Source organism: Natronococcus jeotgali DSM 18795 (assembly GCF_000337695.1).
Classification (GTDB): domain Archaea; phylum Halobacteriota; class Halobacteria; order Halobacteriales; family Natrialbaceae; genus Natronococcus; species Natronococcus jeotgali.
Genome location: NZ_AOIA01000077.1, coordinates 1 through 14,600 on the forward strand (window position 1 = coordinate 1; position 14,600 = coordinate 14,600).

A 14,600-nucleotide genomic window follows, 5' to 3' on the forward strand; every position below is an offset into this window, starting at 1 on the left:
AGAGCAAGAAACTCAATCAGAAGGTGAAGGCAGTGGAGAGGTTAATGTCACAGCTGGAGAGATGAAAGAAGAGATGGCCACTGAGACTTCCGGTGATGAGGTACCGGAAGAAGGCTCATTCGAGACCCAAGCGTACCTCGTTGACGACACGTACTATACGGGTACTACCGCCCCGGGTGATGATACCGAATGGCTCCAGCTAGATGCACCGGAAAATGGGGGCATTACTGAAGGTCCATTGGCTCAGTACAAATCCCTGCTCAACGCTTCCGACGTAGAGACCGTTGGCCAAGAACAAGTCGATGGGACTGAAACGCACGTCCTTGAACTCGACGTTGACACGGAGGCATANAACGCTTCCGACGTAGAGACCGTTGGCCAAGAACAAGTCGATGGGACTGAAACGCACGTCCTTGAACTCGACGTTGACACGGAGGCATACATGCAGGAGATGATGGCTGAACTCGGGAGCGACAATCTCAATGGAGCGAATGGCAATCTCGACGCAGCAAACGGGAACAATACCACTGGTGCAGCGGTCAATGAGTCCGAAGATATCGTACAGCCGGATCAGAATATGACGGTCACACTGTGGGTGGACTGTGAGACAGACCTGCCAGTCAAAGCTGAACTCACGAGTGAAACCGTTATGGAGGATCTCGGAACAAACGAGGCAAACAACGCGAGTGGAAATATGAGTGAGATCGAGAGTATTGAGACTACGACCACTCAGACCACATACTTNGATCTCGGAACAAACGAGGCAAACAACGCGAGTGGAAATATGAGTGAGATCGAGAGTATTGAGACTACGACCACTCAGACCACATACTTCGAAGCGTACGACGAACCGGTTTCCATTGAACTCCCCGAGGAGGCCGAAAATGCACAGACCCTGGAAGAACAACTCGAGAACATTGAAACTGGAGCCACTGGAAACGCTTCCGACGTTGACANCCCCGAGGAGGCCGAAAATGCACAGACCCTGGAAGAACAACTCGAGAACATTGAAACTGGAGCCACTGGAAACGCTTCCGACGTTGACATCAACGAAAACGGAGATCTGGCCGGTAACGAGGGCGGGTCAGTCAACGATACTGAGGAACCAGATGGAGACAAAGCTGATAACGACTGCTAACAGAATTAGAGCTCTTCGTTGATCAGTTAAACCAGACTATACGATTCTTTTGGGGAGGCATGTCGAGTGAGCGCAAGTCCCATCTTTGCGGACATCATGAAGTCAGATACAGTACAATTTCTCTTTGATGAGAGTATACTACTGTGACTGAATTGTCGATTGTCTATCGAATATCGATAGTGATTACTACTACACTTGAGAGATATCTGTAATGAAGGAGTCTTTCACTCGAGCGTTAGATCGTATTCGTGCAGTTGTCGTCGCATTTGCTCTGACGATCTCTGCATTCGTCGGCAGCACTTTTTGTAGTATGATATTTCTCTTTCCGTTATTTGCGATGGGATATGGATTTGAGTCCACTCTTATCACAGTTATTAGTTTTATAGTGACTCCTGTCGGATTCATACTTGTTGGATACCTCTTCGTGCGGCGATATGGTATTATAATCAACCCCTCGGACCTGACTCGCCAGTCAATCGTCTACACTGTGGGTGGAGTTATCGCTGCACTCGTCGTTGCAGCTGGGACATCATACGCTGTCACTATACTCGATCTTCAACCTGATGCTGTACTCGAGGAGTTTGCTGTAACAAACCCCACCATCTTGCTAATCCTTGCTGTTCTTTCGGTCGTCCTTATTGGTCCAGCTGAAGAATTCATGTTCCGCGGTGTTGTTCAGGGCCGACTCCGTGAANCTTTCGGTCGTCCTTATTGGTCCAGCTGAAGAATTCATGTTCCGCGGTGTTGTTCAGGGCCGACTCCGTGAATCTTTTGGGCCTCTTGCCTCAGTGATAGTTGCAAGTCTTCTATTCGGTTTGATGCATCTCTTCAATTACTCTGGAAGCGTTCCTGAGATGGTTGCAGGCTCTGCTGTTATCGTTTGTGTTAGCCTTGTTTTCGGTGCATTGTATGAGGTGAGTGGCTCTCTTCTGATCTCATCCGTTGTCCACGGTCTCTATAACGCTATCCTCATGGTTAGCGCTTATTTGACACTCTAATAACTACTCTTGCGATGAAGTTTGCGAGAACGAAGTGTGAAAACGGTCTACCGGTCTNGCTGTGTCACGTTGAGTTGAACGCGACACTTAGGGCTTGAGGTGAGAGGATTATCAATCTCTTGCCCATTCCTACTAAATGAAAACAGTCTTCTAACAGGTCTACAGAGATACAGTAAGAGTGCCTCGGGGCTTGTCCCCGAGGTCTTCACGAACCGCTTTGGAAGTGGTCCGTCTTCCTCAGTTCGGACGTTAAGATGTTCATTCCAGGATAGCCTGCAGCGTATCATATGTTGGCAGTTACTCGACGAAACGGCCGACTGGCTCGACGCGGGAGCCAGACAACGAACTGAACGATGGGGGTCAATCGACCCCACCGTGGCGGATCGACATGATAGTGGCCCTTCTCGTGTCCGATACGGCCCTCGTGTTCCAGAAACTCGAGGGCTCGCTTGACCCGTGACTCAGTAAGATCGAGATCAGTAGCAAGCTCCGGAGCGGTCCGTGGGCCGTCAGCGTTTTTCAGAGCTTGATAGATGACGTTCAACGTCTGCATCCGGAGCATTGTCTCTCCCCACTGTTCGGTTTCGAGGTCGGACATATATCCCGACGTCGTCCGCGACGGCCCGTATCGGATGGTCGTCACGCCATCGAAGACGAACCAGAGTCCAACGAGACCGAAGAGACCGCCGACCCACGGAAGAGGGAACACAACCATCCAGTATCCCCCGACAGCGACGATAGACGCCCCATAGACGAGCCAGTTCGTTCCCTCTGGTAAGTCGTAGAACTCATCGGCGACATCGTGAGCCATCATCGAACCAAACGTGAGGAAGAGTGGAACAGCCGTTTGGAGCGTCATCTCAGTGAGCGCTACGAGAATAACCAGGATGCCAACCGTGCCAACAATCGTCCGGAAATGGTCGTTCTCATAAAGCAACGTGATACGATTGTCCATATGTATATGAACGGACTTCCTTTAGATAGTTGTTCTGTAGACCAGTTCGCAGTGACACATCCACAGGCATACTGAGCAGCCGGTTCACTAATACTGCTGGTGCGAACAACGCCTCGTAAAGGATGCCATGACACGCACATATCCTTAAACTAGAAACCCCTTTCGCGTCTCCAGCAGAAGCACCAATAGCGATAGAACAGAGATTAAGATCAACCAAGAAAAACGGAGCTGACAGTTCGCTTGCGAACCTCCGACAGTGGAAGACCCGAAAAGAGTAAGTTCCCGTTGTGTTGATATCTCGTCACACGGGATGTGGCGATCCTGGCTCCGACACGGGATGGTGATCGCACGCAGTGAGTGGGTCCTCTACCAGCGAGAATATCGGGGGATTGCTGGACGGCGCCTCCTCTGGGGAGCGGTCATCGTGATCAGTGTTGTCCTCGGCTGGGGGATGTACGAACTCGGGAGAGACGTTGCCACCGGAGAGACGGCCCCGTTCAGTGTGCTCGGGATCACGGCGATCAGCGCGATGGCGTGGGTTGCTTGGCGGAGTTCCAGACTGTCCCGGAATTCATTCGAGGAACTCGAGCCCGACTTCCTTCTCGCGACTGTCCCGGCAAGTGTCCCTGCTCTCGGATTACTTCTATTTGTCTACGCCCGTATCGCGATCATCGTTGCCGCCCCCACGATCGCCATAGCGATCGGCGCAGCGGTCGGACTTCGGGCACCGACAGTCGCGCTCACAGTCGTCTTGGCGGTCGCGACTTCGACTGCGGTCGCCGTCGGAGCCGGTGTCTCGGCGAGACTCGCTGCCCATCTCATTGGAATGAGGCTCGCCAGGGGCCGAACCTACAGAGACCTGCTCATCCTGTTCGGATGGCTACCACTGCTAGTTGGATGGTTTCTTCTCGGAGAGTTGCCGAATCTTTCCCTCACGCGGCTTGATATTCTGCCCGCGGTCGCAGTCGTTGATCTTGCGTTGCTTGGTGCGTTCGGCCAGGCAGGAATCAATCCCGCTCGTGGACTGGCTACGTTCATCGTCATTATCCCCGCGGCGGCGCTGTTGGCCGGGACGACGACCGCCCTAGCCCGACGAATCTGGGAGGGTGAACCCACAGCCCGGACTGCGCCGAGTGGCTCACATTCACTCCTCGAGGCGGGATGGGTCGAGCGGTTGACCGGCGAGCGACTCCCCCGACCCGTCCGAACCATCGCCCGGAAGCGCTGGGTGTCCGAGCGGCGGTCCCCTCGTGGGCTGTTGTACACGGGCTATGTCCTCTTTTTTGTCGGTGTTGTCCTCTTTCCGGTCCTCGGAATTATCGGTGTTCCTGGTTTCGTGTTAGTGATCCATGCTATCGGGCTCTCAGTTGGCCTCGCCTTCGGGAGCGACCCGATTGGGATCGAGTATCGCGGTCTAACGATGGTGCTTACGACTGTGCGGGGGCGAGCGTTCGTCGGGGGCCTTCTGCTGGCGGCGCTCGCACCAGCCGTCGTCATCGTTCCGGCTGTCGTCTTCCCACTTGGAGTAATCAGTGCCGCTACACCCGGTGAGATATTTTCCTTTATTCTCTTCGGGATAGCCGTCTGTGGATGTACCGCCTCGCTCGCGCTTGCGGCCGGGCTGGACGTTGACCGGTCGGAATTCAGTCCTGTCTCGGGTTTCTTCACTGATGTCCCCTGGTACGCCGAAACCGGGTGGGGGCAGTTCCAGCGGATCGGGGCGATTCTCGTCGGCGCGACACTTGCAGTGTTCCCGGCATTCATCGGGACCCATCCAGCGGTATACGAGCGCCTGGCAGCGGCGGGAGTCCCGCCCGCCGCCACTCGAAGCGGTGCTCTCCTGTTGGGCGCCTTGGCCGCCGCCGGAGCCACACAAATCGTCTTTGGGATTGCCGTCGACCGGTACAAGAGGTATTCGATCGAATGACGCCGACGGAATCGACTATGGAGGACAGACCGACCGATGCGGAGAGATATTCGGCGATCCACACGGATGGTCTGACGAAGGCTTATAGTGAAACGATAGCCGTCGAGGAATTGGATCTCGAAATCGAGACCGGGACGATTTACGGACTCCTTGGGCCGAACGGCGCAGGGAAAACGACGACAATCCGACTGCTGACTGGGCTCAGCCCGCCGACTGATGGAAGTGCTCGAGTTGGAGGAGTCCCTGTTGGCGACCGGGAGGCCCTCGTCGATCACATCGGATACCTGCCCGAATCGCCGCCGATCCGTGGACAGTTTACCGGTCGCGAGCAACTCGAGTATCATGGCCAACTCCGAGACATGGCGCCCAGAAAGATCGACGGCCGGATTGAGGAACTGAGAGAGCGTCTCGAACTCGACGCAGTCGATGATCGGATCGTGACCTACTCGAAAGGAATGCGCCGGAAAACAGGGGTGATCCAGGCAATCATGCACGAACCCAGTGTAGTTTTTCTCGACGAGCCGACCGCTGGGCTCGATCCACGAGCCACACGGACAGTTCGAGAGGTAATCACCGAATTGGCCGACAACGGGACAACTGTCTTCCTTTCGACACACATCCTTCCGATCATTGAGGCGGTTGCGGATAGAGTCGGAATCCTCAACGAGGGGGAAATCCTCACGGAAGGATCCCCAGAGGAACTCGTCAAATGCATTGAGGGAGATGATCCAACCCTTGAGGACGTTTTTCTCTCTGTGACAGCGGACCCTGAATTAGAAACCTGAGCAAGGGGGGCGAATGGATCTTGAGACTATCGAACGACTGGTCATCAGATTCGGAGTAGTTAGGTTCGTATTCCTACGTAGCGATTAATTCACCAAATTAGGGATAAAAATGTCCTCACGGGAATACCCATATATTCCATATATTTTCAATATGAATCTAATATCCTCTCGGATCACATCGGTCACTTCTCGACCGGTTCAATATCGGGCTCGAACAGATCCTCGATCTGGCACTCGAAGTACGTGGCAAGTTTGAAAGCCAGCTCCAGTGACGGATCATAGCGGTCCCGCTCAATTGCGTTGATTGTCTGCCGTGAGACGCCGACGGCTGTGGCGAGTTCCCCTTGACTCATCCCTTTGCGTTCGCGGCGGGTAGGAATATTATTTTTCATAACCACTCCGTGCTTAGGCGTACTGTCGTTTCGCAACCCAGTGGGCAGCTCCGAAGACGAAAATTAACAAGAGATACCCCCAAATTGCACCTCGGACAGCAGCAGGGGCGGTATAGACACCAGTCGTATTGAGGACAACCTCCGCTGGAATGCCAATTATTACCACTACTGCGATGAACGTCAACGTTGTTTGACTTGCCTCCCGCTCCATCCGCTGTTCGAGTTCATCTCTGACTGAAACCGGCGAGTACCAGTATCCGATCCCCATCCCAAGACAACCAAGCCAGTAGAGCCCGAGCCCGGCAAAGAGGACCATAGGTTCGTCTGTGAGTATCCACGCCGCGGTCGCAATAAAGAAGCTAACGACGCCGAATCCAACTGACCAGTTTATCCACTTCTTGTACTGTTCACGCTTCTCGACTCGTTGTGTTGCGGTGAGTTCCTCGTTCATCTTAATCACGGGTGTAAACCACCCTTTACAGTAAAGCCTACTTTACATCACCTAATAAATCTGTCGTCCCGAATTATATCCAGACCACTGATCCACCATATCCGACTGGATGAAGAAGTTTGTTGTTATGTTATTTTATTTATAGAAGGAGTCTGATGGACTAGTTATAAATTAGTTCCTTCTACCATAGTCTACGATGTGTAATAGTGCTGTATAGTAATATACTGAAATTATCACAAGTTTTTTCTTTAGATCTGATTATTCGTTACCCATGGCTGAGCCCTCCCCACCTAGTTTTCCGCCAGGAAACTACGATCTCTCCAGTGTCGACCTTGACGACGACCGCTACGAGGTCAAGCAGTCGGCAATCCGGAACAAGTACACCATCCGTGACAGCACTGGTAATGTCGTCCTGCGCGGGAAACAGAAGATGTTCAAGATGAAAGAGGAGTTCCCATTCGTCACGGATAACGGTGAGGACGCGTTCACGGTGAAAGCGGGTGGTATTATGGACGTGACGGGGAACTATGCAATTACGGACACAGGAACCAGCGAAGAGGTTATCATTCTCGGCGAGGACTTCTCACTGTTCGTTGAGAACTGGACAATCCGTGACCCTGACACCGGGGAGGCGTTGGCAACTATCCAATCGAAGAGCGGTTTCTCTCGGCCCTCCGACACCTTATCCCCGCTATGAATAGCATCCCAAACAAATACGAAATATTCGACGCCAGCGGAAACCACGTCGGTGATATTGAGGCAAAGCTCTCCCTAAGAGACACCTACACAGTCAGCATCGATGACGCCAGCGACATTCCAAAAGAGGCCGTCATTGCCTCGCTCAACGCTCCAGTTCCGTTTAGTCCTTGCGGCGGCTGATCGGCACTGGAGAATCGCCGTTGCCGTTCCATTCGCATTCTCTCTGTAGTGGGTCTTCCCGTAAAGGATCGCTGAAACAAGTAGCGAAGCGAATGCCGATCCATATGCATTGGACGCAGTCTCAACTTCTTCGCGCTCCGGAAGATGAAACTACAGTGGTCTTAGCAGGCCTATAGTACGAGTATTCAAACGATTCAATCCAATGACGATCTTCCAGATTCCCCTCAGTCACTAATTCCCATTAATAAAGGAACAGGTTCGGCGATTTTTCGAGCTCCCCTCCAGTGTTGCCGCTCAAAACCAACTCATTCATGCGGATAGAGCAGTTTTTCACCTGATTCTGGTCTCCTTCTTCAACAGCGTAAGCGTGTTATCAGCCGTTATGAGGGGCGTGTGTTCGTACTCACCAATCAACCAGGATCGTTGCTTGCTATCTTCGGACAGCCGTCTGTCGGTCTCATCCATAGGTCATGCACGTATTCCCAGTCGTCCCGATCAGTTGTTTCGAACTCCGAGAAAGTTGGTCATCGATACTCCGAGATCGTTCGATACGGAACGTAGGGCTCTGGTGAATCACTAGGAGGCGGCGACTTTTCGTGGAAGATAACGTCTCTTGAGACGCCCATTCGGAATGATCATCGCTGCAACCTCGAGGAATCTGCCGGTGACGAAGCGATTAGCTGGTCTCAGGTAGACGCTGAGACACTCCAACCCGACGCAGACGGCGATTCACCAGAGCCTTCTTTAGTTATCCCAGACTCCTTTCTGAGGATCTTGTTCTTTCCTTTCGCTGTCGAACTTCATCTGATCTCTCATACACACTTCGGGTATAGGACTCGTCACTAGAATCAAATCCCATATCAGTCAACCTCTGGTACCACTCTAATATCGCGCAAGGCGCAGTGACATACGTCAGTAAATTTGTGGCTGTCACTTGGATCGTCTTTCGAATCGGTTACTCTGATACACTGTATCCTTCCTGATTCTCAGTCTGGGACACGCATATACAATTGTCGGGGAGATTACAGACTAGCCACCAAAATTGCGACTTATCCGAGTAACCGGAAATGGCTACATCTGCCGTTTAATGGTTATAACTCAGCAAGCAGGCGTTTCAAATAACTTCGTGAGTCTTGAATATCAGTTTTCATCTTCATAGTCTTCGCAGACAACTGATCGGAGTTCTTTGATAAGCTCTGGATGGTGTTCCTCAAGCATCTCAATATCCTGGGGTAATTCATCTCGAATGCGCTTTCGGACTCGAGACACGGCTTGATATCGCTTCGAATCATCAACATTCGCTTCACCACTTATTCGCTCAAATTCTGTATCTGTAATTAGGGCACGTGATTTCGCCATGCCTGCTGTTTTGGCGGTTGGCATAGTAGTATCTTATATTTGCGGTGGTAAAATAGTTACTAATACTCGCAACGTTACTCATATTCGCAACCCTTATAGCCAGATAGGACAAAGTAGTAACTGAGCACGGGTTGCCTCGGAAAACTTCTGAGGCCGGTGCTGACACACCGACCTCGTGCTGGCCTAACCAGCATATGAGCATACAACCACGCACACCCGAAACGGTTTCGGCTCGCAGTCGCACCGACCACCGACCGCACTATATCCTTATCGGCATCGATACCGAGGACGCACACCACGTCTACCGTACCACAGACGAAACCGTCCACGTCATCTCCGACAGTGAGCGCACCCATCGCTACGACCTCAACACCGTCGATCGGCGTATCAACGACTGGATCGAGTACGTCAAAGTCAAACGTGGCTTCGAGAGCCAACACCTCTACTCGAGTCTCACGAACTCACTCTTCGACGCATTCGAAGGTGACGACCAATGAAGGTCGCCACCACTCCCACGCAACTGCTGGAGGGATTCCCAGTCGGTCCCCAACCCACTGCGTGCCAAGACTGCGGTGACACCCTCCAGGAAGGCGACCGCGCGACCGTCTTCGCTGCCCGCCCAGCCGACACAGACCAGTGGGCAATCCATCGACCTTACTGTCCGACCTGCAGTCCCGACACCATCCGTCACCCAACAGTCGGCTGTACCGAACTACTGGCTGAGTGCCGACTCGGCACCCGCGCTGATCTAGCTACCCAGCAGATCCGACTGGTCGTCCTCGAGCCCGAACTCACAGACTCGAGTCCACCAACCAACAGGGCCACCGACCCACGGGCGATGCCCGTCCCGAACCGGTGAGCCCCAGACCACGCACTCGCGCCGACAGCTCCTGAGCCACTGCGCTCGGCTGTCCGCACTCCCCACCGTTGCCTTCAGGACTCGATGCCACGCTACCCCACTCGCCAGTCAGCACGCCCACAGCGCACACTCGCACTCGAGGTGAGTCCGCCGTGACCGACGCGGGACTCACACCGACCCAGCAGCCGCCACTCTCGCCAGCGGCCAGCCTCGAGATTGCCGCCGAACCCGTCTCCGAACTCTGGGCACAGCTGTTCGCCCAGCAGTCGATCCGAGACCGATTTATCCGGGCCGTCGGCCGGTTTGCCGACGGCCGGACTGTCCCCGAGTGTTACGAGGCCCTTGAGGACCAGCAGATCCCCTACTGGTTACGCTCGCGAATTTTAGATGTCGCCCGCGGGAACCGACGGGAAGCCTGGCGACTCGCCGCCGATCTCGTGCCGAACCTCGGGCAAGGTCACGCGAGTCTCGAGGATTTGTTCGCGACTGCCGACTTCTTCGCCACCAACGTTGCCGACGACCAGCCACCGACGCTTGCAGTGACGATCGACCGCGCGTTCGAGGACGCGCCACGACGCAAACGCGAGTCGATCTGCCGCCTGCTCGCCATCCTCGCAACGGGCTTCGACATCCGGGTCGTCGCGAGCGGTCGCACCCAGCACTGGCTCGCTCGAGAGCACCGCGACGATCTCCCCGGTGTGAGCGAGTGGCGAGAGACACACCACCCGAGTGGGGGCCAAGTTGAGCAAGCGCTCGAGGTACTGGATCCCGATGGTCGCAAGGTCGAACTCCTCCGACAACTCGCGGACGAACCTGCCCAGACGCTCTCGAGGCACGCACTGCGGGCGATGCACAATGTCGACCGGAGTCGGATCTCCCAACTGCTGGTCTCTGAGCAGAACTCACTCACCGAGCTTGGACTGGTCACGGAATTCGGACCAGCGGATGATCGGACTGTCGAGTTGCTCGAGGCCGGTCGGCAGTTACTCGAGGAGCTGGACGCTCAAATCGGTCGGCAGCAGGAACTGACCGAGGCCGTGAGCGACACCGGAACGTCCTCCACACAGTGCCGTGTAACCCCGCGTACACGAGGGGGGGAGAGTGACAGCAGTACAGACAGCAACCCCTACCAGACAGCCTACCTCGACCGTCCAGGTCATGCCGGCGCCGTCGGCTGTGGAGAGGCCGGCGACATTACCCTCGTCGATGCACCGTTCGACGACCAAACAGACGCTCCGGACCACACCCGGTATGTGAGCTTCGACGGCGATCGGGAGGAAGCCGTAGTCGCGGTTCGGGCGAATGGGCCCCTGCAGTACGTGGTGAGTCTCGCGACGACGTTAGCCTCTCCCCGTTTGCTCAACCGAGTTCTCACCGACAGTCGCCTCGAGTCCCTGGAGGATCCGCCGGCGATTCTTCGGGATGCTCGGTGTATCGGAGGACTCTCTGATGAAGCCCTCGAGGATCCCGAAGCACTCCGTGAAGCGTTCATCGAGTGGGGTACCGACCTCGAGGATCTCACGGGGAAGCTTTCGGCTGGCGAGTACGAGGATCGCGATCGGTTCCGTGGATCGATCATGCAGTCGGCTCACGGGCTTGCTGGCTCGATTGTGCATCTCTTCGATGCTCTCGGGATCGACATCACTCGCGAACTTCGAGTGCCGTCCGGGCTTGACACGAACTCGCTGAAGGAACTCGCGACATCGATCAGCATTGCGACGGCAATTCAGTCGAAATACGGTGCGTTCGCCTGCTATCGCCAGTTGTTCGAGTCTCGAGAAGAGAAGCGTCAGACGGCTCTCTCGCCGACCGTCGACGCCGACGACCCGCTGGGGACGCTCATCGGCTCCGTAGTCGTTCGTGGTGAAGATGTCCACCGACTCCGTCCCAAGCTCGAGCAATCGCTCGAGACGCCAGCAGCGCTCGCTGACGAAGCTCCCGAATTCGCGGTCCACGTCTCCCTTTCGACGGTCGATCGAACCGCCTACGCATCGGCTGCGACGCGAATCCTGCAGTCCAAGAACCTGCGACTGACTCGAGAGGCTGTTTCGTTGCTCCACGCATTGACCGGCTCACCGTACGCCACTGCTCGAGCACTCCGCCAACTCGCCGGCGAAGACAAGCGTCGAGAACTCCGACCGGATGAACTCCGCTATGCGCTGGGAACGCTCGAGTCGGAACAGTTACTCTCCGATCTCCCACCGGCAGTTGGCCGAATCGTCCACACACTTCTCACGGCTGAATGTCGTCTCTCACAGCGCGAACTTGCTGACCGAGCAGAGATCTCAACACGGACAATCCGGAACTATCGCGACCGATTCGAGGCGCTCGACCTCATCTGGGTCGACGAAAACGGGTATCGTCTAGCGATATCGTTCCAGGCAGCCACCGAACGCCGCAATCCCATCGTTCCAACCGCCCTCGAGGAGAATCAGACGCTCCTCAATGCAGCCGATGCATTGCTCGAGACGCTCCTTCAGCCAGATCGGTACGGCGATCCCAACGATCCACTTGGAAGTGCACTGTTCTGGCCGCCGGATCCATCGCGATTACTCGAGCATCCGATGATCGGCCCATGGATGCGATTAGCAGCTGCTCTTACAGCTACAAACCCCACTGAAGACAGCCGGGCGATTATGGGCCCACCGATTGAGCAGCAAGCGCTCTTNATGCGATTAGCAGCTGCTCTTACAGCTACAAACCCCACTGAAGACAGCCGGGCGATTATGGGCCCACCGATTGAGCAGCAAGCGCTCTTCCGTACGACTCCTACGATCTAGGCGCGGTTTTTGTCGCACCATTCCTCGAACGCGTTCTCAAACTCGCTGAACAGGTTCCGATGGAAACTACCGATATACGGGAGTGGGTATCGTTGATCCTCGTCCGAGGCGTGAACTAAATAGTCACCAGCGCTATCAAGATCGCCTTTTGGCGTCGCTTCAAACTCTCGTTTCTGGAAGTGCAGCTGATAGCAGTCGCTTCCATTTCGAGTTCCTTCGTACTGAACGCTGAGACACCAGTAGTCGCCATGCTGGAAGTCGTTCCGTAGCCCCCAGAGAAATGTTCCTCGCCGAACATAGTCTGGTGCAGCCTTGTTATCTCGCGCTGGGAGGAAATACCCCTTCTTGATGTGCTGGTTCAAACGCTTGTTTAGGATAGATCGGATCTGTTCGTTGTAAGAGTACAGCGATGAAACATAGTTGTGAACCCGTCGATAGACCTCATTATCTACATCTGTCTTGTCAGCACCTTCCTCGACGATGATCGTTCCTGTGGTAGAGATATCATCGCAGATCTGAGCCAGCTCGTGAAAATTCCCGTGGACAATATAGGCTGATGACCGCGCTCGTGTGAGGTCACGGTCGGTAATCGGATCCGCCGGCCCCTCCGTATGACCCAATAACTGGTCGATAGTATTCGTAGAACCAGACTCGCCCATTAGAAATATCGCTACTCGTCGTCAGAAGTGCTCGACATTTTCGCCGCAGCTTCACGGTCCTTCAGAAGTTGCTCCTTGGACTGGCCAGTCGTCTCAGCCAGTTCGTCTACAGTAGGGATATTCTTCAGGGCCATCTTCTTGGCTTATATTTGCCGTTTAGCCAATTATACCTTTCGCACAATCAGCAATCCACGCTACCGACTCCGATGAATAACCGTCATCTCGATTCATCGAACTCACTAAGATTGGTGCTTGGCCGGCGGATGCTCACAGGCGTTTCGCAAGTCGAAATATGGAGCAGTCGTAAAATATGTCACTCCTTGATTCCCCGGACAGAGATGTCCAGCCAATCGAGATTGCGATCTTCGAAGGCATCTTTCACTTTCTGTGGATTGACGTCATCACTAAACTCGTGTTCATTCCACTGTCCACCGCCAGCACCCTTGTTATGGTCGATAGTGTGCACAAAGCCAAACATCACCAGTTTCGAGAGATGATTGAACATCCCGCGTTGTGTGAGTGGATCCTTCCCGGTTGTATTATAGGAACGAACCACTCGTGAGTAGGCGGCGTGAATCGTACGTGTGCGGGCTGGTGTGAGTCCTGCCTCATCGAGATGAGCGAGTGCCTTCAGAATGTAGAGCTTCTCATCGTCTTGGTCAACGATCGATTCGACGATGTTGCCATATTCTAAGTCCTTGTCTGCCTGCCGGATATGTCGCTCTTCGATTTGTTCAGAGCCGTTTTCTTCAGCGATTTCTGCCGACCGGCGAAGGAGTCGAATTGCTCGACGAGCACTGCCTGACGCCTCTTGATACGCGAGCGCTGAACAGAGTGATATTGTCTCCGCAGTGTAGGCACTATCGTAGTTCAATAGAGATCCAGCGACAGCCCCTGAAACGCCGTTCTACACCAGAAGTGCTTAACTACTTGACTTCGCACGTTGGCCGGTTGTCAGCTTTGTCGGCGACAGCGAACAACGTTATACCGGTCTCACGCGTATCTTCTTCACCAAAAGGGACGTTGCAGAACGCGCCAGGGTCGGCGCCCATGTCTGGTGGTTCCTGCTTGAGAGCAAGACTCGCACCTTCCATGCAGGCCAAATGAGCCGCTACCGCACCCTGTAACGCCCAATCTTGTATACGCCTCCAGCTCGTTTAGTCTCATCGCTGTCGCACGTGAGCGGATCCAGTATATAAGGGTGCGAAGTCGAGTAACTATAGTAGTCATTAGAGGTAATTACTCACTTTTGGAAGTGACAGTTGATCAAGAGCGGTATCAATCGCTGTTGTGAGCTCAGGAAGCGAGTCAAAGAACCGGTTGCTAAGAGCTGCTTGGAGCTGTCTCCAGCACTCCTCGACTGGATTGAGTTCGGGAGAATACGCCGGTAACCTCACGAAGGCGAGGTCGTCACGGGC

12 protein-coding genes and 1 pseudogene are annotated in these 14,600 nt (G+C 54.4%); 5 read left to right on the top strand and 8 right to left on the bottom strand.

Annotated elements, in window-relative coordinates:
• Window positions 1–1,869 precede the first annotated feature (1,869 nt).
• Window positions 1,870–2,136, top strand: a complete 267-nt coding sequence (locus C492_RS25850) for a CPBP family intramembrane glutamic endopeptidase (protein WP_152424847.1) — start codon at window positions 1,870–1,872, stop codon at window positions 2,134–2,136.
• 283 nt (window positions 2,137–2,419) lie between these two features.
• Here the strand turns inward: C492_RS25850 and C492_RS08285 are convergent, their stop codons facing one another.
• The gene (locus C492_RS08285; RefSeq protein ID WP_008422346.1) at window positions 2,420–3,091 is read right to left on the bottom strand and encodes a hypothetical protein; all 672 of its coding nucleotides are present in this window, start codon (window positions 3,089–3,091) and stop codon (window positions 2,420–2,422) included.
• 337 nt (window positions 3,092–3,428) lie between these two features.
• Between C492_RS08285 and C492_RS08290 the strand changes: the two genes are divergently transcribed.
• Together C492_RS08290 and C492_RS08295 are read left to right on the top strand one after the other, a co-directional pair.
• Window positions 3,429–5,018: a hypothetical protein gene (locus C492_RS08290; RefSeq protein ID WP_008422347.1), complete on the top strand. Its 1,590-nt coding sequence runs from the start codon at window positions 3,429–3,431 to the stop codon at window positions 5,016–5,018.
• A gap of 17 nt (window positions 5,019–5,035) precedes the next feature.
• Window positions 5,036–5,803 (top strand): ABC transporter ATP-binding protein, encoded by a 768-nt coding sequence (locus C492_RS08295; protein WP_049892873.1) that lies wholly within the window; start codon window positions 5,036–5,038, stop codon window positions 5,801–5,803.
• A 182-nt stretch (window positions 5,804–5,985) separates the two neighbouring features.
• Here the strand turns inward: C492_RS08295 and C492_RS08300 are convergent, their stop codons facing one another.
• Entirely contained in the window at window positions 5,986–6,195 is a 210-nt protein-coding gene (locus C492_RS08300) for a helix-turn-helix transcriptional regulator (RefSeq protein WP_008422349.1), read from the bottom strand.
• A 13-nt stretch (window positions 6,196–6,208) separates the two neighbouring features.
• The gene (locus C492_RS08305; protein WP_008422350.1) at window positions 6,209–6,646 is read right to left on the bottom strand and encodes a hypothetical protein; all 438 of its coding nucleotides are present in this window, start codon (window positions 6,644–6,646) and stop codon (window positions 6,209–6,211) included.
• A 271-nt stretch (window positions 6,647–6,917) separates the two neighbouring features.
• On the opposite strand from C492_RS08305, the pseudogene C492_RS08310 reads away from it, so the two are divergent.
• Window positions 6,918–7,525 (top strand): annotated as a pseudogene (locus C492_RS08310) (hypothetical protein).
• Window positions 7,526–8,665: 1,140 nt separating this feature from the next.
• On the opposite strand, the gene C492_RS08315 reads toward C492_RS08310, so the two are convergent.
• A complete protein-coding gene (locus tag C492_RS08315; protein ID WP_338042166.1) occupies window positions 8,666–8,908 on the bottom strand; it encodes a hypothetical protein in 243 nt (80 codons plus the stop codon).
• A gap of 170 nt (window positions 8,909–9,078) precedes the next feature.
• Between C492_RS08315 and C492_RS08320 the strand changes: the two genes are divergently transcribed.
• Window positions 9,079–9,381 carry a hypothetical protein gene (locus C492_RS08320; protein ID WP_008422353.1) on the top strand — a complete coding sequence of 101 codons (303 nt, stop codon included), beginning with the start codon at window positions 9,079–9,081 and terminating at the stop codon, window positions 9,379–9,381.
• A 745-nt stretch (window positions 9,382–10,126) separates the two neighbouring features.
• On the opposite strand, the gene C492_RS25225 is transcribed toward C492_RS08320, so the two are convergent.
• The 4 genes from C492_RS25225 to C492_RS22595 all read right to left on the bottom strand — a co-directional run.
• Window positions 10,127–10,465: a hypothetical protein gene (locus C492_RS25225; RefSeq protein WP_239643410.1), complete on the bottom strand. Its 339-nt coding sequence runs from the start codon at window positions 10,463–10,465 to the stop codon at window positions 10,127–10,129.
• A gap of 2,054 nt (window positions 10,466–12,519) precedes the next feature.
• A complete protein-coding gene (locus C492_RS08330; protein ID WP_008422358.1) occupies window positions 12,520–13,182 on the bottom strand; it encodes a hypothetical protein in 663 nt (220 codons plus the stop codon).
• Window positions 13,183–13,495: 313 nt separating this feature from the next.
• Window positions 13,496–14,056, bottom strand: a complete 561-nt coding sequence (locus tag C492_RS22590) for a hypothetical protein (RefSeq protein ID WP_204365607.1) — start codon at window positions 14,054–14,056, stop codon at window positions 13,496–13,498.
• A gap of 355 nt (window positions 14,057–14,411) precedes the next feature.
• A partial coding sequence (locus C492_RS22595; protein WP_193364848.1) for a transposase occupies window positions 14,412–14,600 on the bottom strand: 189 nt, incomplete at its 5' end.